We start from the raw sequence: 20,442 nt of genomic DNA on the forward strand, positions 1-20,442 counted from the left end.
GTCACTGGGTGATCGGCCGATCCTGCTCGTCCAGCAAAGGTACGCCGAAGCTGATCAGTATGTCATTGATCTCCTTCTGGTTTTCCCTGATCACTCGATTGAGAGCGCGCTTCCACTCCTGGTCGGACGGACGCACACCCATCGTAATGCGGTAGGTCATGCGAGATCCCGTCTTCTCCTTGACCAGCGGCACGACCGCGAGGTCAGCGCCTGATTTTTTGGCGTAGTACCCGCCCATCGGTCCCCACACGACTGCCGCGTCGATCACCCCGGCAAGCATGTCCTTGATCATCACTTCCGCGACGGACGGCGCGAAGCGCGTGTCCACCATGAGCGGATAGACCTTGGCCGTCTTCATGAGGTTGGCCTTGGCCATGTTTGAGCCGGGAGGCGTGCCTTGCACCACACCGATCCGCTTGCCCGCAAGTTTCGGATCCTCGATTGTCTCCACACCATCAAGACCGCCGCCTTTCTTATAGAGCAGCGCGTAGGAGGAGCGGTAATAGGCATTGGTATTCTGCACGAGCTCGTCGCCCTGCGCGAAACCCATGATGATATCGCAGCGATTGGCCCGCAGCGTGTTGCGCACAAATCCCACCACCATCGGAAACCACGTATAGGCAACGGACTTGCGCCCGGTCTTCTCCGCCACGAGCTCGGCGAGCTTGTTTTCGAAGCCCTCGCCGCTTTCGTCGGTGAAGGGCATGTTGGACGGGTCCGCGCAAACTCGCAATATGTCGGGATCGACCAACTCGCCAGCCGCGCCAAGCCCGGCGCCCTGCGCGAGAGCCGAAGCCGTCACCGTTGCGGACAGCAGTGCCGTCGCCAACGTGACCCGCACCATCTTGCGGAGTGGCATGGATGTCATCCTCCCATGCACGAGGCTTCGTGGTCCTTGGCCGCCTGCGGCTTGTCGGCCTTTTTCGGCGGACGTCCACGCGGGATCCCATCGACGGCGCGGGCCCTCAGATAGATATAGAGATCGTCCATGTAGCAATAGACGTTCTTGTTTTCGCCGAAGGCCGGCATGACGCTTTCCTTGCCGGCCGCCAGGTTCTTGCGTCCCTCGGCGACGATCGACAGGAATGTCCCGTAATCCATGTTTTTCAGCGAAGTGGCGAGCGCCGGTGCGTAAGTCGATCCGACACCGTCCGGCCCGTGGCAGACATGGCAATCCGAATGATAGCGGCGGTAGCCGCTGAACGTGTACCAGTCCACCGTACCGTCTTCCTGCATCTTGAATGTCGGGTTTCCATCGGCGTCAAAGTATTTGCCGTCTTCTTCCTTCACCGCGGCAGCCTTCTGCTTGTCGTCCTCGGCGTGTACGGACCCGGCAATCGTGACAAGGAGGGCGGCAAGTAACGGGATTGCATTGCGATAGGGCATTCCAACCTCTTTCTCATTTCGCCACGGACGGCTGTCGCTATGCGGCGGTGACAGGAGTTCTGGGTGGCGTGGCGAAATCGAGAGCCCGGCGGGCTTTCCGGCCAAGCCGGGCTCTCGTTTCTCTAGGCCGGGCAAACCGCCAGCCTGTTCTGACGTCCGTACTCAGTCCGGAAGCCCAAAGACGGTCAACTGCCCGCCGAGCGTCGTGTATTCGGCGAGACCTGCATAACCACCCACGGCTCCGAGACCAGCGGTACCGACCACCTGGGTTTCATCACCCTGTTCGCGTCCTTGATCGACGGCGCCATGCCAGGCGGCCGCGTTCTCCGGCGATAGCAGGCCTCCAGCAAGACCGATGCCTGCCCAGCCGCCGACGCCCGACAGCACGGCTACATATTGTTTGCCGTTGTGCTCGTAGGTGTTGATGTTGCCGATGATGCCGGACGGGGTCTTGAACTTGTAGAGCTCGTTGCCGTCCTTATCGATAGCCTTGATGTAGCCTTCCAACGTTCCGTAGAAGACGACGTCGCCATCAGTCGCCAAAGCGCCCGACCAAACCGAGAACTGCTCCGGCTTCGACCAGACGATCTCGCCCTTGGCCGCGTCCCAGGCAATGAAATTGCCCATGCCGCCATGGCTGTCCGGAGCCGGATACATCGACACGGTCGCGCCCACATAGGGCTGGCCGGCCGTGTAGCTTACCCGGTATGGCTCATAGTCCATGCAGACGTGGTTGGTCGGCACGTAGAACAGGCCGGTCTTGGGCGAATAGGCCGCCGGCTGCTGGTCCTTGGTACCCAGCGCTGCCGGGCATACGCCGGTCGTGTTCACGTCCTCGCCGTTCTGCTGCGTGGAGTATTTCGCCACGACCTGCGGGCGGCCATACTGGTCGCTCTTCGGATCCATGACCACTTCGGTCGCCCAGTTCACCTTCGGATCGTATTTCTTGGCGACCAGGAGCTCGCCGGAGGCTCGATCCATCGTATAGGCGAAACCGTTGCGGTCGAAGTGCACGAGAACGTCGTGCTTCGCGCCGTTCACGTCCATGCCGTCGACGAGGATCATCTCGTTGACGCCGTCATAGTCCCATTCGTCGTGTGGGGTCATCTGGTAGACCCACTTGGCAACGCCTGTGTCCGCGTCGCGGGCGAAAATGGTCATCGACCAGCGATTGTCACCCGGCCGTTGCACAGGGTTCCAGGTCGACGGGTTGCCGGAACCATAGTAGACGAGGTTCAGCTTGGGATCGTAGGCATACCAGCCCCAGGTGGCGCCGCCGCCGGTCTTCCACTGCTCGCCTTCCCAGGTATTGAGGCCGGAGTCCTTGCCGACCGGCTTGCCGAGATGGGTGGTTTTCTCCGGATCGAGCAGCGTCTCGGAATCTGGCCCCATGGAATAGGCCTTCCAGGCGACTGAGCCGTCCTTCAGGTTCAAGGCCGAGACCCAGCCGCGCACGCCGAACTCGCCGCCGGAGATGCCGACGATGACTTTGTCCTTGAATACCATGGGCGCATGCGTACCGGATTCGCCCTTGCTGCCGTCCGTGGCCTCACCGTTCTTGACCGACCAAACGACCTTGCCGGTCTTGGCGTCGAGCGCGGTGACCATCGTATCGGCCTGGTTGAGGATGATCTTGCCATCACCATAGGCAACGCCGCGATTGACCGTGTCGCAGCACATGATCGGGATGACGTTCGGATCCTGCTTGGGTTCATATTTCCAGAGGATCTTGCCGTCGTTTTTTAAGTCTAGGGCATAGACAGTGTTCGGGAAGGGCGTGTGGATATACATCACATCCCCGATCACCAACGGGCCGCCTTCGTGGCCGCGCAGCACGCCGGTCGAGAAGGTCCACTTGACCTGCAGGTTCTTTACGTTGTCCTTATTGATCTGGTTGAGCTTCGAGTAACGCGTATTGGCGTAGTCGCCCGTCGGCATTGCCCAGTTCTTGGGGTCTGAGGCAAGTTTCTGAAGATCTTCGTTGGACCAGGCGCCCACGGCCGAAGCGCCCGTGAGCAGCGCAGCGGCGATGGGAATGCATAGTGCCTTGATGGATGCACGCATTCGAATCCTCCCGGGGTTCACGATCAGAATCGATGGGCGAGCCCCCACGGGGCCGCCCGAGCGATTCATGTGTGGGAAGTATTTCCGGCAGCGTGTCACGACCTAAGCCAGATGAGCAGAGGGCACCATTGCTGCCCACCTCACTTGGCCTACGAAAGACAGTCGCCGCTCCCTAAGACGGTGACGCCCTTGAAGCCGGAAACAAGGAAAGGCTATGTCATTAGAAACCGGTAGGCAAGGAAAAACCATCGCGTCGATATTGCGGCGCAATATCTAAATGATGCAACGCACAATAAAGCAATGAAGATGGTTAACATAATTTATATCAATCATAGAATTTCATGATTTATCTGAATTATATAAGTTGTGTGTACTTATGATGGTTTAATTTATTGACATAAATAAGAAAATCACAAGCTGTATTTTCCGTTGCGGAAGATTTGGAGAATACGCCCCGTATCGGGCGCACCGATAGTAGGGCGAAGCTGCGATTGCGCCCTGACCCGACCATGGAGTCGGACGCAAATCCGGCCGCGGTCTATGTTCCCAGGTCAGTCAAGCATTCCTCCTTTGGTCCTATATGACAGGTTGACTGTCATTGCAGCGGGCGTCCTATTGATAAGGCCGATACGATCCGAGCCAGTTCAGGCAAATGGGAGAGTTTCCGATGCGCAGATTGATTGCCTTGGCCGCCATTCCGTTCGGGCTGGTGGCGTCGATTGTCGCGACCTTGGGCCCCGCGCATGCAGCCGGAGACTACCCCACGACCGCGGTTGCCGATTATGTGCTCGGTTGCATGAAACCGAATGGCGACACGCGCGACGCGCTCGAACGTTGTTCCTGCTCCATCGACGTCATAGCCTCGATCGTTCCCTATGATCGCTACGAAGCGGCCGAGACCTTTCGGCGCATGGCGCTGACGACAGGGGAGGCGAGCGGCCTGTTCCGGGAGAGCGCCCCGGCCAAGGCAGCCGGGGCGGAATTGCGCCGCGCGCAGGCGGAAGCCGATATACGCTGCTTCTGAAAGCTCGTCAGAGCCCCGCCGCCTCCAGAGGCCATTGGTTACGGAAGACCTTGCCGTCAGTGTCGGTCGCTTCGACCCGGATATCGCCACCGCCATGTGCGGCGAAGTCGAAGCGGAAATTGGGATCTTCCGAGATCGATATCCCGCCCTCCATCGACAGGATCAGCCGATCGTCCTGCGAGATCGACAGCTTCTGCACGAAATGCGCGGGGATGAAATACTGGGTCAGCGGGTCGCGCTGAAGTCCCGAATTGTTGGGATGACGGATCATCAGTTGCAATTCCTGCGCCTTGCTCATCGTCTCGGCCGCTGGGAATTGGCGCAGCTTCATCTTGCCCATCGAGGCACGGGCCTCGGCCTGGTTCTTCACTGCAGGGGCCGAGCATCCTCCTGACGCCTTGACGAATGTCCTGGCCATATGAAGTTCGCCGCCCTCAGTTTCGGCAATTGCGCGCAGATAGGAATAGTCGTTGACTCGAACGCGGGTCGAAAGATGCGTCACGCCCGCCTCCTTGCCCAACTGGAATGTCGCGGCCACAGGAGCGGGATTGGCGTCGATGATCATCGTCACCGATTTTACGCCTTCCGGTGCCTTGGCTGGATCAATGAAGATGTCGACCGGCACAAGGGCAGCATCCTGTGCGCGTTTGGGCGCCTCGATCCGGACGAGCCCGGTATCGATGAGGATTGGGCGCTCGCCGAAGACATCGCTCTTCATGCTATCCCAGAGCTTGTCCGACGAGGCCATCGTCTGCTGGGCGAGCGCCCCCGCCGTGGACCCCGTCAGGGTCGCCAGGGCTAGGAACGTGAGGGTAAGCAGAACCGCGATCGGCGACGGGTTGCGCCGGTCTCCGCAAGTATGATGTCGCATCGATGCCTCCACCAATCCGAAACAGGTGGTGCCCAGGCTTCCAGCATAATAGGCCGCCATGACGGCCTTGGCAAACGAGGCCATGCGAGCCGTCTGCTCATTCCCATTCGAGCTCCGCGAAGGCGGCGGTGGCATTTCGCTCGTTGTAGTCGTCGAACAGTGCCCAGCGCTCCCGCTCGCCCCGGCCTGCGGTTTTGACTGCCTCGGCCAGGGGTACCCCATCCGCGATGGCTTTGCGCACATCGCGGGCCAATGCTTCGAAGTAGCGCCGTTCGGCGGTCAAGGCGGCGGGCCAGTCGGTGGGTGATGGGCCATGTCCCGGGACGACACGCCGGGCATCGACTGCTGCGAGTGCTTCCATCTGGTGCATCCAGCCGAGCAGGGAGCCGTCGAGTGTCGGCAGATGCCCCATGAAGACGAGATCGCCGGCAAAGAAAGTGCCGCTGGCGATGTCGCGCACCGTCAAGTCGTTGTCCGTATGGGCGGGCTGCCAAGCCCGCAGTTCGAGCCTTCGACCGCCGAGGTCGAGTTCCAGCCGGTCGTCGACAAGCAGGGCCGGCGGCACGATCGCGATATCTTTCATCAGCGCGTCGCCGAGCTGGTTGCGATAGCTCTGCAAATAGAAGGCGCTTCGCGCCTCCAAGGCCCCGGGTAGGTTGCGATGCCCGACAACGGTAGCATCTGGGAAGGCCGCGTTGCCGAAGATATGGTCGGGATGCATATGGGTGTTGATGAGATAGCGGACCGGTCTATCGGTGATTTCTTTCACTGCGTTGGCCAACGCCTGCCCTTCGACCATGCTGCCGCCGCTGTCGATCACGGCGGAGGCGTCATTTCCCACGACAAGGCCGATATTCGCGATCGCCCCTTGGTTGACGGGGGTCATCAGCTCGTTGACGCCCTGGAAAGTAAAGACGCCATTGGCGATTTCCCGCATGGTGAACGCAAGCCCGCCGGCTGCGAGCGCGACGCGAGGCAGGCAGCACGGCAGCATGGCGGCGCCCGCGCCCACGCACGCAAATCCCTTTATGAAGTTGCGTCTCGGCAGGTCGATTCGCATGCGCCACTCACTCAGATGGAATCCGGGAACTTCTGACGGAACGATCGCAAGAGGTCGTTCATCACCTGGGCAGAACGGTATTCTCGGGGCAGCCTTACGTCGAAGACGCCCACGACGTGGGCTGGGCGGTTGGACAGCACGACGATTCGGTCTGAGAGCATCAGCGCTTCGCGCAGATTGTGCGTGACCATGAGGGCGGTTGTCGGGCGCGCCGACCAGACGGCCAGAAGAAGGTGGCGCAGCCTTTCGGCCGTCTGCTCGTCGAGCGACACGAAAGGTTCGTCGAGGAACAGCACCGAGGGTTCGACCGCGAAGGCCCTGGCAAGCGCTGCCCGGCGGGCGAGGCCGAGCGAGAGTTCCGATGGGTAGAGCGATCGCATGGCGGCGAGGCCGAGGTGGTCGAACAGTTCGTCGAGGTCGGCACTCCTGCGATCTCTCGGCAAGGCCAGCCGCACATTCTGCTCGACCGTGCGCCACGGCAGCAGGACCGGTTCCTGGAACACGGCGGCGATCCGGGCCCCTGCGGGCAGTTGCACGGAGCCGGAGAAATCCTTGTCCAGGCCGAGCAGTATCCGCAGCGTTGTCGTCTTGCCACATCCGGACGGGCCGAAGAGACATGCAAATTCGCCTTCCCGCACCTCGAAGGACAGGTCCTTCAACGCCGTGAGCGAGACGCCTTGGGCAGAGCTGAAGGTCTTTTCAGCGATATAGGCGCTAAGCGGAACGCTTGCGCCAACGGGTTGCATGTCGTTCAAAGGGCTGCACCAGGAGAAGTTCGATGAGCAGCATGACCGCCACGAAGGCCAGCGTGTAGGCAAGGATGGCGGCCACGTCGAAGAGCTGGAAATAAAGATGGATCTGGAAGCCGACACCGTTCGAGCGGCCGAGCAGCTCGACCACGAGGACGATCTTCCAGATCAGCGCGATGCCGGAGCGAGAGGCCGCCGCGAAATAGGGCTGAAGTTGCGGCAAGAGCACGTGACGCATTCGGTCGAAGGCGCCGAAGCGGTAGACCGCGGACATATCCGCATAGCGTAGGTCGAGCGCGCGGGCGCCTTCGCGCATGGTCACGGCGACGTTGGGGATCTTGTTGACCGCTACGGCGCCGACCGCCGCCGCTTCGTTCAGCCCGAACCAGATATAGGCGAGCACGATGATGACCAAGGCGGGTATGTTGAGGAAGAGAATGAGCCAGGGATTGAAGAACCGGTCGGCGCTCCGGTTGATCCCGAGGAACACGCCTATGGCGGAGCCGATCACCATGGACACGATATAGGCAGCCGCGACGCGACCCAGTGTCATGCCGAGGTGAAAGCCGAGATCACCATTGGCTGCCTCCCTCAGGAACACCTGCCAGACCTCATCGGGCGCCGGGAATGCGCGGCTTGGCCAGAGCCGCGCCGCGACAGCCCAGAGGGCGGCGAAGGCCAATAGCGAGGCCGCAGTCGTGAGGCCAGGCCAAAACGACAGGGCGGGCTGGACCGACGCCGTCCTGGCAGGGCCGGTACGCCGTTCGATCATTTAGCGAGCCCCGACCAGAAGGTGCCTGGCGCCATCTCGGGAGCAGGACCGACGAGCTTCTCGCCGCCGATATCCGCCAATACATGGTAGAGCTTGCCGGCGTCCGCTTCTTCATGTGCGATCGGCCTGCGCGGGATGCCTTCGCGGTAGCGGTCGCGCAACGTCTCCAGCTCCTTGCCCTCGGCGCGCACGAGTGGCGCAAGGCGCAGCCACTCGTCGTTCGATTGGGCCAGAAGGTCCTTGGTTTGGGCCGATGCCTTGACTAGGCCGGCCGCGGCATCCGGGTTGCGGTTGGCCCATTGCTCGGAAAAGACGTAGCCGAGCGCCGATACAGGACCCGAGGCGCCGAGCGCCACCGCCGCATCCTGAGCGCCGATGAGGCGTCTGAATCCGTTGGCTTCGAGGCGTGCGCAGAAATGCCAGAAATTCAGGACCGCATCGAGCTCGCCCTGCATTGCTTTCTCCGACAGGAGCGGCGGCGCGCCGAAGACGACATCGTTCGCTTGCGCTAGCTCCAGGCCGTGGTCACGCCGGGCCAGCGCCTGGATCAGCAGCCAGCTCTTGTCGAGCGGGCCACCCGCCACGCCGATCTTCTTGCCCCTGAAGTCGGCCAGCGACTGCAAGGGCGAGCTCGGCGCGATCATGATCGCGCCCACCGCCGTGGAGTAGGGGACAAGCGTCGTATCCTCGCCTTCCGAGCGCTGGCGTGACACCCACAGCCAGTCGGAGACGATGACGTCGACCTCGCCGGCCAGCATCGCAACATTGGTCGCGTCTTCGCCGGCAAAGGGAACAACGTCGAGTTCGATCCCGTTTGCCGCATCGAACCCATGGTGTTTCAGCGTGTCGAGCTCCCAGCTGACCGTGCCGAATTTCAGCACGCCGATTCGGATCTTGGCTGCTGCGAGGCTGCGCCGCGCCGGCATCGCCAGCACCGCGAGGAACGTCAGGATCTGTCGCCTTGAAAAATGCATCCGGGGCACCGCTTAGATCGACCGCTCCCGGTCGGGGAACGCGCATTTCCAGCGCACGACTTTGAAGGCTGGATGTTCGCTCGCCCATTTCGCGATTTCCGGGGGCGCGAGAAACATGCATTGGGTGAGGGAACCGTGGCTCTCGAAATAAAGATGCTCGGTCCTGCAATCGGTGGGCTGCGCGGTGAGACAGACCGTCAGGATAAGATCGACCATGTTCATGCGGCACCTCTGGCTTGTGAGCCCAATACACGCCGGCTCGCCGCGCCGGACGAACGCCACCACAGTTCCCGCAGGTGCCAAGCGAGAAGCTGATGGGAGGCTACGCGCTCGGGCAATGCCCGTCAACAACGGCGAAAAGCGTTCCGGCCGGCAATTCAGGACCATGGTACGATTGACTTCGGCCATCCTCCCTCTAGCTTCTGCGGGCCCGCAAGAAAAATCGTGTGCCGGCGGGACCGAGGCATCGGCAACGTGGAATCGTTCAGGGCACCTTGACGATTGAGAGGAAACGCCATGCGCTTCATCGCAGTTTTAGCAGCCATCCCCATGGTCACGGCTTGGGCCGGTCAGTCCCAGGCGCAGGACGCGGCCGCTGGTGAAAAGGTCTTTGCCAAGTGCAAGGCCTGTCACGTCGCCGACGAGGACAAGAACAAGGTCGGGCCGTCGCTGAAAGGCGTCATCGGCCGCACGGCAGGGACCCATCCCAATTTCAAATATTCCACCGCGATGGTCGATGCCGGCAAGGGCGGGCTGGTCTGGGACGAGGCCAAATTGTCGGAATATCTTAAGGATCCGAAGGCAATGGTGAAAGGAACCAAGATGGTGTTCCCTGGCCTCAAGAAGGATGACGAGATCGCCAACGTCATCGCCTATCTCAAAGAGCACCCCTAAGACGCTGGCACTGTATCAACGCCACGATCGGCGCGAAGCACCCTTCATCCGGCGCTTCGGGACGCCTTCTCCCTCAAGGCGAGAAGGGAAGACCGGCCGCAACGCTGGTGCCGGTCGCCAGTGTTTGCGATTTGACAGAAGCGCCAAATCCCAAGCTCCCTCTTCTCCCCTTGTGGGAGAAGGTGGCCTCGCCACGGGTCTTGCCTCCGGCAAGCCCGAGGACAGGCTCCGCGGGGTCGGATGAGGGGTCAGGATCTCACCTCCGCTCTTTCCACTTAATCGAACAGCCGATCGAGGCGACCTGGTCCTTCGGCCCTTCGCCGGTGCTCGCCACGAGCTTCATCGCCTCGAAAAGGTCGCGCCTGAGATCGTCGGGACCGGTTTCCCGGCGCGAGGCGTCGAGACGTCCGCGATATTGCAGCGCGAGCTTGCCGTTGAAGCCGAAGAAGTCCGGCGTGCAGGCGGCGCCATAGGTACGGGCGACCGTCTGGTCCTCGTCATGGAGGTAGGGGAACATGAAGCGGTTCGCTTGCGCGAACAGCTTCATGTTCTCGAAGGAATCTTCGGGATAGGCGATCGCATCGTTCGAACTGATCGCCACGAAGCCGATGCCGTGGGATTTTAGATCGTTAGCGTCTCGCACGATGCGCGAGATGACCGCCTTCACATATGGGCAATGGTTACAGATGAAGGCAACCACCAATCCGTTCGGGCCAGCCTGGGCGAAGGTCGAGTGCTTGCTCCCGTCCGTGCCTGGAAGCGTGGCGTCGACTGCCGGCCATCCGAAATCGCAGACGGGAGGAGTTTCCGCCATCTTTGTCTCCTTCGCTCAGGCGGCTCTGCCGACGGCAAGATCCGCCGCGGTCCGAATCGCTTCGATATTGCGGCGATAAGCGTCGATGCCGTTCCCCTTGAACACGGCTGCCCCGGCGACAAGCACGTCGGCGCCGGCCGCGGTGACGAGCGGAGCGGTCTCGGGCGATACGCCGCCGTCGATCTCGATGCGAATCGGCCTGTTGCCGATCAGCGCCTTCACGCGCCGGACCTTCTCGACCACCGCAGGGATGAAGGCCTGGCCACCGAAGCCCGGATTGACGGTCATGATCAGCACGAGATCGAGCCGGTCGAGCACATATTCGATGACACTTTCCGGGGTCGAGGGGTTGAGCGACACACCGGCGCGCTTGCCGAGATTGCGGATCGTCTGCAGCGAACGGTCAAGATGTGGACCGGCCTCGGCATGGACGGTGATGCCGTCGCAGCCGGCCTCCGCGAAGGCCGCGAGATATGGGTCGGCCGGTGCGATCATGAGATGACAGTCGAAGAATTTGTCGGTGCGGTTGCGGATCGCCTTGATGATCGGTGGGCCGAAGGTGATGTTCGGAACGAAGTGACCGTCCATCACGTCGAGATGGATCCAGTCGGCGCCTGCCGCGGCAACGGCCTCGACCTCTTCGCCCAGCCGCGAAAAGTCGCATGACAGTACCGATGGGGCGATGAGGGTCTTGGTCGTCGTCATGTCATGCTCCTGTCGGCCGACCGAACACGCGGCTGGCGGTGATGTCTTCCGCCGCGATCGTCGAAAGCGCCGCGGCGTCGAGCGGCCCTTTTGCCGTCTCGAACAGTCGGTTCGCCTGCCTGAGACGCGCCCGGTCGAGCGCGTTGCGGATCGATCGGGCGTTGGCGAAATGCGGCTGGGCACGGCGCCGGGCGATATATTCCGACATAGCGGCATTTGCCGTCTCGTCCAGCCGGTAATTCTGGTGATCCAGCATTCTTTTCGCGATCTGAAGGAGCTCTCCATCGTCATAGTCGGGAAAATCGATGTGATGAGCGATGCGCGAGCGGAACCCGGGGTTGCTCTCGAAGAAACGCTCCATGCGCTTTGTGTAGCCGGCAAGGATCACCACGAGGTCGTCGCGCTGGTTCTCCATGACCTGCAGAAGGATTTCGATCGACTCCTGGCCGTAATCGCGCTCGTTCTCAGGGCGATAGAGATAGTAGGCTTCGTCGATGAACAGCACGCCGCCCATCGCCCTCTTCAGGATCTCCTTCGTCTTGGGGGCGGTGTGCCCGATATACTGCCCGACAAGGTCGTCGCGCGTGACCGACACCAGGTGCCCCTTGCGGATGTAGCCCAGGCGATGAAGCAGGTCGGCCATGCGCAGTGCCACCGTCGTCTTGCCCGTGCCAGGGTTTCCGGTGAAGCTCATATGCAGCGTCGGTGTGTCATGCTCGAGCCCCATGCGCCGGCGCGCGCGCTCCACCAGCAGCAGCGCGGCCGTCTCGCGAATGCGCTGCTTGACCGGGGCGAGGCCGATCAAGTCTCGGTCTAGCTCGTCGAGCACGGCCTTGACTCCCGAGCTTTCGAACTCCTCGCGCAGGTCGACCGCTTCCGTCACGCTGGACATGATATTCTCCTTGCAGTCAGGGCTCCCCCTCACTGTCCTGCCGGACATCTCTTCCCGCAAGCGGGAGGGAGACGCCTTCTGCTTGGCTGCGCCAATCGCAAACGCCGACGATTGGCGAATGTGGAGATGACAGCGTCCTTCTCCCCGTTCTTCACGGGGAGAAGTGGCCGGCAGGCCGATGAGGGGCGGCGCAAATGCTGAACCAGTGTATCAGCCGTACCTGCTCCCAGCCGGCCGATCTGCTGCATAAGCCTTCGTCGTATAGCGGACCATCCGCCCCGCCATTTCCTGGCGCTCCAGCCGAAAGCCCGGCTCGTCCGCGGGGCGGTTGACGATGAAGGACAGCTTCACCGACTCCCAGCCATGCGTGGCATCGAAGGCCACGACGCGGATATAGCGGTCGCCGTAGGCTTTGCGGCATTCGGCGAGTTCAAGCATGAGCGCTGCCGCGTCCGGATTGTCGAACATCGGATGCCCCCACATGTCCCAATAGGTGTTGCGCGGGTGCGGGTCGTCGGTGAATTCCAGGCTCACGGCCCAACCATTGTCGATGCAATATTGGACCTGTGCGCGGATCTGGTCGTCGGTCAGGTCGGGGAGGAAGGAAAAGGCTCCCTGGGTTATGCGCATGGCAATTCTCCTCATTCGGCCGCGGTCGCCACCGGCACGAAGTCCGGTGAATCCGTTGAAGCGTAATTGAACGTGACGTCTTTCCAGGTCTCCAACGCCTGTTTCAGCGGCAGGCAATTCCGGGCCGCGGCGTCGAGGATTTCCGGCCCCTCGCGCACATAGTCGCGGCCCTCGTTGCGGGCGAGGATCATGGCTTCCAGCGCGACACGGTTGGCAGTGGCGCCGGCGGCGATGCCCATCGGATGGCCGATCGTGCCGCCGCCGAACTGCAGCACGACATCCTCGCCGAGCAAATCGAGCAGCTGATGCATCTGACCGGCATGGATTCCGCCCGAAGCAACTGGCATCAGCTTGTTGAGCGACGCCCAGTCCTGGTCGAAGAATATGCCGTTCTCCAGCCGCATCGGATTGAAATCTTCGCGGCAGACATCGTAGTAGCCCTTGGTGGTGGCCGGATCGCCCTCGAGCTTGCCGACCACCGTGCCGGCATGGATGTGATCGACGCCGGCGAGCCGCATCCACTTGGCGATGACCCGGAACGACACGCCGTGGCTCTTCTGTCGCGTGTAGGTCGAATGCCCGGCGCGGTGGAGATGGAGCACCATGTCGTTCTTGCGCGCCCATTTCGCCATGGACTGGATGGCGGTATAGCCGATGACGAGGTCGATCATGACGATGACGGAGCCGAGATCCCGTGCAAACTCGGCGCGTTCGTACATGTCTTCCATCGTCGCCGCCGTCACGTTGAGGTAGGTCCCCTTGACTTCCCCCGTTTCGGCCTGCGCCTTGTTGACGGCCTCCATGCAATAGAGAAAACGATCGCGCCAATGCATGAAGGGCTGCGAGTTGATGTTCTCGTCGTCCTTGGTGAAATCAAGTCCGCCCTTTAACGCTTCGTAGACCACGCGACCGTAGTTGCGGCCGGACAGCCCGAGCTTCGGCTTGACCGTGGCGCCAAGAAGCGGTCGGCCGAACTTGTCGAGCCGTTCGCGTTCGACCACGATCCCGGTTGCCGGCCCCTGGAAGGTCTTCACGTAAGCGACGGGGAAACGCATATCCTCGAGCCTCAGCGCCTTCAGGGGCTTGAAGCCGAAGACATTGCCGATGATCGAGGCCGACAGGTTGGCGATGGACCCCGGTTCGAACAGGTCGAGATCATAGGCGATATAAGCGAAATACTGACCAGGCGTGTTCGGCACGGGGTCGACCCGATAAGCCTTGGCCCGGTATTTCTCGCAAGCTGTGAGCCGGTCCGTCCACACCACCGTCCAGGTGGCCGTCGAGGATTCGCCCGCCACGGCCGCCGCCGCCTCGATCGGATCGACGCCCTCCTGCGGCGTGATCCGGAAAAGCGAAATGACATCCGTGTCCTTCGGCTCGTAGTCCGGCTCCCAATAGCCCATCTTCTTGTATTCCAGAACGCCCGATCTGTAGCGCGCGGCGCCGGTCACGGTTTCGGACATGTTGGTCATGGCATTGTCCTTTCCCTTGCGAAGCGGCTGTTCAGGCAGCCTTCGCGGTTGCTGTTTGCGGGTCGAGGCGGCCGGACGCGTAACGTTTCGCCATCTCGTCCATCGGAATGACTTGGATTTTCGAGGCGCGGCCGGCCGCGCCGAAGCGCTCGAAGCGGTCGCGGCAAAGGCTGCGCATGGCATCCATGGCCGGTTTGAGGAACTTGCGCGGATCGAATTCCGACGGATGCTCCGCCGCGATGCGGCGGAACTGGCCGGCCATCGCCATCCGGCAGTCGGTGTCGATATTGACCTTGCGTACGCCGTGACGGATGCCGCGTTCGATTTCCTCGACCGGCACCCCCCAGGTCTGGGGCATCTCGCCGCCATGCCGATTGATCACGTCCTGGAGCTCCTGGGGCACCGACGAGGAACCATGCATCACGAGATGGGTGTCGGGCAGCTTGCGGTGGATCGCCTCGATGACAGCCATGGCGAGGATGTCACCGTCCGGCTTGCGCGTGAATTTGTAAGCGCCATGTGAGGTCCCGCAGGCGATCGCCAGCGCGTCGACCTTGGTGCGGGCGACGAAGTCGACCGCCTGGTCGGGGTCGGTCAGGAGTTGCTCATGCGACAGGGCGCCTTCGGCGCCGTGACCGTCCTCGGCCTCGCTCTGTCCGGTCTCCAAGGAGCCCAGCACGCCGAGTTCGCCTTCAACCGAAGCGCCGACCCAATGCGCCATGCGAGCGACGCGCTCGGTGATCGCGACATTGTAGTCGTAGCTCGCCGGCGTCTTCGCATCCGCCATCAGCGAGCCGTCCATCATCACCGAAGTGAAGCCGTGGCGGATGGCGGTCAGGCAGGTGGCTTCGTCGTTGCCGTGGTCCTGATGCATGCAGATCGGGATATCGGGATGGATCTCGACCAGCGCGTCGATTATCCGGGCGAGCATGATATCGTTGGCGTAGGCACGGGCGCCGCGCGACGCCTGGATGATCACCGGCGCGTCGCAAGCCTTGGCCGCCTCCATGATCGCCAGGCCCTGTTCCATGTTGTTGATGTTGAAGGCCGGCACACCGTAGCCGTGTTCGGCCGCATGATCGAGAAGCTGTCGAAGGGTGATGCGGGCCATTTGGTTCTCCTTAGGCAACGAGCTTCAGTGCAGCGGCGACGACCGCGTCCGGCGTGATGTTGAAGTGGCGATAGAGATCCGGGGCAGGGGCGCTGGCGCCGAAGCCGGCCATGCCGACAAAGGCGCCTTTCTCGCCGATCCAGCGATCCCAGCCCAACCGGGCGGCCGCTTCGACCGCGACGCGCGGTGCTGACCCCAGCACGGCGCTTTGATGTTCCTGCGTTTGCGCTTCGAACAGTTCCCAGCACGGCATCGACACGACGGCTGCCGCAAGGCCGTGGTCGCTTGCCAATCTTTCGGCGGCGACGACGGCGATCTCGACTTCGGAGCCGGTGGCGATCAGCGTTACGGCACGCTCCCTTGCCGGCTCGCGGAGCACGTAGCCGCCTCGTTCCGACCGGTTCTCGCGACTATGCGCCAGCCGCAGCATCGGCAGGTTCTGACGGGAAAGCACGAGCACGCTCGGCCGATCCTCGGTTTTCAGCGCTAGTTCCCAACACTCGGCCGTCTCGATGATGTCGGCTGGCCTGAACACGTTGAGATTCGGCGTCGCCCTCAGCATCGTCAGATGCTCGATGGGCTGATGCGTGGGCCCGTCCTCGCCGAGGCCGATGGAATCGTGAGTCATCACATAGATGACTCGCTGCCCCATCAGCGCGGAGAGCCGCATCGCGCCACGAGCGTAGTCGGCGAAGCAGAGGAATGTACCGCCATAGGGTATGACGCCGCCATGCAGGGCGAGCCCGTTCATCGCCGCCGCCATGCAGTGTTCGCGGATACCGTAATGCACATAGCGCCCCGCGAAATCACCCGGTGCGATACGCCTCATCTGCCTGGTGATGGTCAGATTCGAATGAGTAAGGTCGGCCGAGCCGCCGATAGTGAGGTCGGTGGCGGCGTTGATGACTTCCAGAGCGAGCTCCGAAGCCTTCCGCGTGGCGACTTTGGTCGCTTTCTCCACATGATCCCTGCGAAAAGCTTCGAGCTCCTGGAACAGCGTTTCCGGGAGCTTGCCAGCGATCGCCCGCTCGAAGGAGCCGCGCTGCGGCGAAGCCGCCAAGCGATCCTCCCATGCGCGCCGCGCCGCTTCGCCGCGCCGGGCGACGCCGCGCCAGGCCGAAACGATGCCATCCGGAACCTCGAAAGGAGGGTAGGGCCAGCCGATATTCGCACGGGTAGCGGCGATTTCAGCTTCGCCCAGCGGCGCGCCATGGGTCTTTTCCGAGCCGCCGAGATTAGGCGCTCCCTTGCCGATGATGGTTCGGCACGCAATCAGCGACGGTCGTTCGATACTCCGGGCCACGTCGATGGCGTCGGCGATGGCCTCGACATCGTGCCCATCGACACGCTCGACATGCCAGCCGGCGGCCGCGAAGCGCGCCGGCTGGTCCATCGACGTGGCGAGGGAGGTCGGCCCGTCGATGGAAATCGAATTATCGTCCCAAAGCACGATCAACCGATCGAGCCGCAGGTGACCGGCGAGATCGATCGCTTCGTGGCTGAGCCCTTCCTGGAGACAACCGTCCCCGGCGATCACATAGGTGTAGTGGTCGACGAGCTCCGGGCCGAAGCATGCCGCCAGCAGACGCTCCGCAAGCGCCATGCCGACTGCTGTGGCTATGCCTTGTCCAAGGGGGCCGGTTGTCGTCTCGATGCCGGCTGCGTGCCCGTATTCGGGATGACCGGCCGTCCTGCTTCCGAGTTGGCGGAAGCGCTGCAACTCTTCCATCGGCATGTCCGCATAGCCGATGAGATGGTGGAGCGCATATTGCAGCATCGAGCCATGGCCGGCGGAGAGCACGAAACGGTCGCGGTCGGGCCAGCCCGGCCGGCTCGGGTCGAGCTTGATGAAACGATTGAAGAGGACTGTCGCCACATCCGCCATGCCCATCGGCATGCCGGGATGGCCGGAATTCGCTTTCTGGACGCCGTCCATGGCCAAGGCGCGGATGGCATTCGCCATCTCGCGTTCCTCGTCGATGTCGGAAGCGGCTTCGATGGCGAGGGCTATGTCGTTCATATCGTGCTCCTATGAAACGCGGCGCTTGCGTTCGATGAGCTGCAGGATCAGCGGCGTGAGGATGAGTTGCATGGCAAGGTCGAGCTTGTTGCCCGGAACCACGATCGAATTCGCTCGCGACATGAAGGAATCGTGGATCATCGACAGCAGGTACGGGAAGTCGATGCCGCGCGGGTTGGCGAAGCGGATCACCAGCATCGACTCGTCCGGAGTGGGGATCCAGCGGGCGATGAACGGGTTCGACGTGTCGACGATCGGCACGCGCTGGAAGTTGATGTTGGTCAGCGAGAATTGCGGCACGATATAGCGCACGTAGTCCGGCATCCGGCGCAGGATGACGTCGACCACCGCCTCGGTCGAGTAACCACGCGTGGCGCGGTCGCGATGGATCTTCTGGATCCATTCGAGATTGATAACCGGCACCACGCCTATCTTCAGGTCCGCATGACGGGCAAGATCGACGCTCTCCGTCACGGCGCAGCCATGGAGCCCCTCGTAGAAAAGCAGGTCGCTCGGCGGGAATTCGCGCCAGTCGGTGAAGGTGCCCGGTGGCGTGCCGTAGAATTTCGCCTCGTTCTCGTCGTGGACGTAGGTGCGGGTCTTGCCGGTGCCCCTGCGGCCATATTCGTCGAAGACCGATTCCAGGATGGGAAGTTCGTTCGCTTCAGCGTTGAAATGGGTGAAGTTCGGATTGCCTTTGCTTTCTTCGTCGGCAACCTTTCGCTTCATCGCATCGCGGTCGTAGCGATGAAAGGCGTCGCCTTCGATGAAGGCGGCCTCGATCTTCTCGCGACGGAAGATCTGCTCGAAGATCTGCTTCACCGAGGTCGTGCCCGCTCCCGAGGAGCCGGTGATCGAGATGATGGGGTGTCTGGCGGACATAGCTCGATCACTCCCCGTCAGGCGCGGAACAAGCCACGATTGCCGAACAGCGGCGCGCGCTCGCCGATGCTGCTGGGCGCCAGGTGGTACCGGGCGATGCGCTGGACCTCCCGGGCAGAGCCGAACACGACGGGCACACGCTGGTGCAGGCTCTCCGGCTCGATGTCGAGGATGCGGTTTACGGTGTCGGTCGCGGCTCCCGCTGCCTGCTCCACCAGAAAGGCGATTGGATTCGCTTCGTAAACGAGACGCAGTCGTCCGCGGTGATAGCCCTTGCGCTGGTCGCCCGGATACAGAAACACGCCGCCACGGATGAGGATGCGATAGCAATCAGCCGCGAGAGAAGCGATCCAGCGCATGTTGAAGTCCTTTTCGCGCGGGCCCTCGCCACCTTTCAGGCAGTCGTCGACATAAAGCCGGACGGCCTCGTCCCAGTGGCGGTAGTTGGCGGCGTTGATGGCGAATTCCTGGGTTCGCAGCGGAATGCTGCGGCTTTCATAAGCCTGCACGAAGGTGCCGAGCCGGGACGAAAGAACGAAGATATGCGTGCCGCTTCCGAGGGAGAGCACCAGCGCCAACTGCGGCCCGTAGATGAAGAAGCCGGCTCCGAGCTGTCTCGCTCCCGGCTGCAGAAAAGGGGCGGCCGGGCCTCCGCCCGGCACGCCAGTCGCTGGGAGAATAGAGAAGATCGTTCCGAGGGAGACGTTCGTTTCGATGTTCGAGGAACCGTCGAGCGGATCTATGGCGACGGCGAGCGGCGCTTCCGTATCGATCAGAACGGGCTGATCGAGCTCTTCCGAAGCATAAAGCGCGACAGGCGCATGCCGCATCGCATCCAGAAATATGTCGTCGGCGAAGACATCGAGATCCTTCTGGATGTCGCCTGCGGAATTCGTCCCGCGCGTTCCGGCGAAGGCAGCACCGAGAGCGCCCTGATTGACGGCATGGCGGACCTTGATAGCGGCCTCGGTCAGGCGGCGGACCACCGTTGCCGCTGCGGAGCGCAGCGTGTCGCCGCCAGCATAGGAATTCAGGAATGCATCAAGCGTCGCAGCAGTCATCAGGGCCTCCCGAACTGGCTCCTTCCGAACCAGTGGCGACATCTGAAGCACGCTCTACGAGTAAGTAAATTTGAATAACTTTACGACGCCACTAAAAATCGTTTAGCATTGCCGTATGAACAATCTCACGCTCCGGCAGTTCCGAGCAATTCAGGCGATCGTCCGGCACGGCAAGATCGTCAATGCCGCCAAGACGTTACACCTGACGGCGCCAGCTGTGACGATCCAGCTTCGCCAAGTCGAAGAGGAGCTTGGATTGACGCTGTTCGACCGCACGCCGGACGGCATGCGTCCGAGCGCCGCAGGCCTCGCTGTGGTCGATGCCGCCCAGGCGATCGAGGAACGTCTGCGGCTGCTGCAGGACGAGATCGACGCGATCAAGGGCGTTCGCGCGGGCAGCCTGAAGCTCGGCGTCGTCTCGACGGCCAAATATTTCGCGCCGAGCCTGATGGCGAGTTTCATGAAGGAACATCCGGATATCGACATGCGGCTCGTCGTCGGCAACCGGGCGGAGACGATCGCCAGTTTGCGGAGCCATGACGTCGACATTGCCCTTATGGGCCGACCGCCAAAAGACATCCCGGTTCGCGCGATGGCCTTCGGCGACCATCCGCTGGTGATCGTGGCGCCGCCGGATCATTCCTTGGCCGGCGTCCGCGACATTTCGAAAGAGCGGATCGCGCAGGAGAACTTCCTGATCCGAGAGCCGGGTTCCGGCACGCGCATCTCGTTGGAGATCTTCCTCGGCGAGATCCCCGGACGGCTCGACGATCTCGGCACCGAGATGGGATCCAACGAGACGATCAAACAGGCGGTCATGGCCGGGTTGGGCATCGGATTTATCTCCGCCCACACGATCGCGTCCGAGGTGGAAGCTGGCCGTCTGGTCATCCTGGACGTTGTCGGGATGCCGATCCGTCGTCAATGGTTCGCCGTGATGCGGACCGATCGAACGATCTCGCCGGCCATGGCCACGTTCCACGAGTTCCTGATGCGCAAGGGCGCCATACACCTGCCGCTATTCGGCAAGCTGTATCCCGACCCGCGGGCCACGGCCTAAC

General features: G+C 62.3%; 21 protein-coding genes. 3 read left to right on the forward strand and 18 right to left on the reverse strand.

All coding sequences use genetic code 11. The features are described from left to right. Nucleotide 1: 1 nt before the first annotated feature. From ACCO56_RS03255 to ACCO56_RS03265, 3 genes are all read right to left on the reverse strand, one after another. On the reverse strand, nt 2-868 hold the full coding sequence (locus ACCO56_RS03255) for a substrate-binding domain-containing protein (protein ID WP_433637564.1): 867 nt from the start codon (nt 866-868) through the stop codon (nt 2-4). Then, nucleotides 865-1,386, reverse strand: coding sequence for a c-type cytochrome, methanol metabolism-related (locus tag ACCO56_RS03260; RefSeq protein WP_433637566.1), 522 nt, complete (start codon nt 1,384-1,386; stop codon nt 865-867). The genes ACCO56_RS03255 and ACCO56_RS03260 overlap by 4 nt, the downstream gene beginning before the upstream one ends. Nucleotides 1,387-1,548: 162 nt before the next feature. Beyond that, on the reverse strand, nt 1,549-3,450 hold the full coding sequence (locus tag ACCO56_RS03265; RefSeq protein ID WP_433637569.1) for a methanol/ethanol family PQQ-dependent dehydrogenase: 1,902 nt from the start codon (nt 3,448-3,450) through the stop codon (nt 1,549-1,551). A gap of 667 nt (nt 3,451-4,117) precedes the next feature. Here ACCO56_RS03265 and ACCO56_RS03270 point away from each other — a divergent pair. Next, nucleotides 4,118-4,474 carry a hypothetical protein gene (locus tag ACCO56_RS03270; RefSeq protein ID WP_433637570.1) on the forward strand — a complete coding sequence of 119 codons (357 nt, stop codon included), beginning with the start codon at nt 4,118-4,120 and terminating at the stop codon, nt 4,472-4,474. Between the two features lie 7 nt (nt 4,475-4,481). Here ACCO56_RS03270 and ACCO56_RS03275 read toward each other — a convergent pair whose 3' ends face one another. Genes ACCO56_RS03275 through ACCO56_RS03300 form a run of 6 tightly spaced genes read right to left on the reverse strand, consistent with a single transcriptional unit; the run spans nt 4,482 to nt 9,122 of the window. After that, nucleotides 4,482-5,429 carry a quinoprotein dehydrogenase-associated SoxYZ-like carrier gene (locus ACCO56_RS03275; RefSeq protein ID WP_433637572.1) on the reverse strand — a complete coding sequence of 316 codons (948 nt, stop codon included), beginning with the start codon at nt 5,427-5,429 and terminating at the stop codon, nt 4,482-4,484. A gap of 13 nt (nt 5,430-5,442) precedes the next feature. Next, nucleotides 5,443-6,405, reverse strand: a complete 963-nt coding sequence (locus ACCO56_RS03280) for a quinoprotein relay system zinc metallohydrolase 2 (protein ID WP_433637574.1) — start codon at nt 6,403-6,405, stop codon at nt 5,443-5,445. Nucleotides 6,406-6,416: 11 nt separating this feature from the next. After that, nucleotides 6,417-7,151 carry an ABC transporter ATP-binding protein gene (locus ACCO56_RS03285; RefSeq protein ID WP_433637577.1) on the reverse strand — a complete coding sequence of 245 codons (735 nt, stop codon included), beginning with the start codon at nt 7,149-7,151 and terminating at the stop codon, nt 6,417-6,419. Continuing rightward, nucleotides 7,120-7,926: an ABC transporter permease gene (locus ACCO56_RS03290; RefSeq protein WP_433637579.1), complete on the reverse strand. Its 807-nt coding sequence runs from the start codon at nt 7,924-7,926 to the stop codon at nt 7,120-7,122. Before ACCO56_RS03290 ends, ACCO56_RS03285 begins: the two co-directional genes overlap by 32 nt. Then, nucleotides 7,923-8,900 carry an ABC transporter substrate-binding protein gene (locus ACCO56_RS03295; protein WP_433637581.1) on the reverse strand — a complete coding sequence of 326 codons (978 nt, stop codon included), beginning with the start codon at nt 8,898-8,900 and terminating at the stop codon, nt 7,923-7,925. The genes ACCO56_RS03290 and ACCO56_RS03295 overlap by 4 nt, the downstream gene beginning before the upstream one ends. A 12-nt stretch (nt 8,901-8,912) precedes the next feature. Beyond that, nucleotides 8,913-9,122, reverse strand: a complete 210-nt coding sequence (locus ACCO56_RS03300; RefSeq protein WP_433637583.1) for a hypothetical protein — start codon at nt 9,120-9,122, stop codon at nt 8,913-8,915. Between the two features lie 294 nt (nt 9,123-9,416). Here ACCO56_RS03300 and ACCO56_RS03305 point away from each other — a divergent pair, with 294 nt between their 5' ends. Next, nucleotides 9,417-9,794, forward strand: a complete 378-nt coding sequence (locus ACCO56_RS03305; RefSeq protein WP_433637584.1) for a c-type cytochrome — start codon at nt 9,417-9,419, stop codon at nt 9,792-9,794. Between the two features lie 256 nt (nt 9,795-10,050). On the opposite strand, the gene ACCO56_RS03310 is transcribed toward ACCO56_RS03305, so the two are convergent. The 9 genes from ACCO56_RS03310 to ACCO56_RS03350 all read right to left on the reverse strand — a co-directional run bounded on the left by ACCO56_RS03310 (nt 10,051) and on the right by ACCO56_RS03350 (nt 19,381). After that, nucleotides 10,051-10,608 (reverse strand): thioredoxin family protein, encoded by a 558-nt coding sequence (locus ACCO56_RS03310; RefSeq protein WP_433637585.1) that lies wholly within the window; start codon nt 10,606-10,608, stop codon nt 10,051-10,053. A 15-nt stretch (nt 10,609-10,623) separates the two neighbouring features. Beyond that, nucleotides 10,624-11,313, reverse strand: coding sequence for a ribulose-phosphate 3-epimerase (gene rpe, locus ACCO56_RS03315; protein ID WP_433637586.1), 690 nt, complete (start codon nt 11,311-11,313; stop codon nt 10,624-10,626). A 1-nt stretch (nt 11,314) separates the two neighbouring features. Further along, nucleotides 11,315-12,205 carry a CbbX protein gene (gene cbbX, locus ACCO56_RS03320; RefSeq protein ID WP_433637588.1) on the reverse strand — a complete coding sequence of 297 codons (891 nt, stop codon included), beginning with the start codon at nt 12,203-12,205 and terminating at the stop codon, nt 11,315-11,317. 210 nt (nt 12,206-12,415) lie between these two features. Continuing rightward, the gene (locus ACCO56_RS03325; RefSeq protein ID WP_433637591.1) at nt 12,416-12,835 is read right to left on the reverse strand and encodes a ribulose bisphosphate carboxylase small subunit; all 420 of its coding nucleotides are present in this window, start codon (nt 12,833-12,835) and stop codon (nt 12,416-12,418) included. A gap of 11 nt (nt 12,836-12,846) precedes the next feature. Next, complete coding sequence (locus ACCO56_RS03330) at nt 12,847-14,307, reverse strand: form I ribulose bisphosphate carboxylase large subunit (RefSeq protein WP_433637593.1); 1,461 nt, start codon at nt 14,305-14,307, stop codon at nt 12,847-12,849. 31 nt (nt 14,308-14,338) lie between these two features. Next, nucleotides 14,339-15,418, reverse strand: a complete 1,080-nt coding sequence (fba, locus tag ACCO56_RS03335; RefSeq protein WP_433637596.1) for a class II fructose-bisphosphate aldolase — start codon at nt 15,416-15,418, stop codon at nt 14,339-14,341. Nucleotides 15,419-15,428: 10 nt separating this feature from the next. After that, nucleotides 15,429-17,438, reverse strand: coding sequence for a transketolase (gene tkt / locus ACCO56_RS03340; protein WP_433637598.1), 2,010 nt, complete (start codon nt 17,436-17,438; stop codon nt 15,429-15,431). 9 nt (nt 17,439-17,447) lie between these two features. Further along, the gene (locus tag ACCO56_RS03345; protein WP_433637600.1) at nt 17,448-18,320 is read right to left on the reverse strand and encodes a phosphoribulokinase; all 873 of its coding nucleotides are present in this window, start codon (nt 18,318-18,320) and stop codon (nt 17,448-17,450) included. Between the two features lie 17 nt (nt 18,321-18,337). After that, nucleotides 18,338-19,381, reverse strand: a complete 1,044-nt coding sequence (locus ACCO56_RS03350; RefSeq protein ID WP_433637601.1) for a class 1 fructose-bisphosphatase — start codon at nt 19,379-19,381, stop codon at nt 18,338-18,340. Nucleotides 19,382-19,496: 115 nt separating this feature from the next. On the opposite strand from ACCO56_RS03350, the gene ACCO56_RS03355 reads away from it, so the two are divergent. Further along, nucleotides 19,497-20,441, forward strand: a complete 945-nt coding sequence (locus tag ACCO56_RS03355) for a LysR substrate-binding domain-containing protein (protein WP_433637603.1) — start codon at nt 19,497-19,499, stop codon at nt 20,439-20,441. Nucleotide 20,442: the final 1 nt, after the last annotated feature.

The sequence above is a fragment of the Mesorhizobium sp. 1B3 genome (genome assembly GCF_050958605.1).
Lineage (GTDB): Bacteria > Pseudomonadota > Alphaproteobacteria > Rhizobiales > Rhizobiaceae.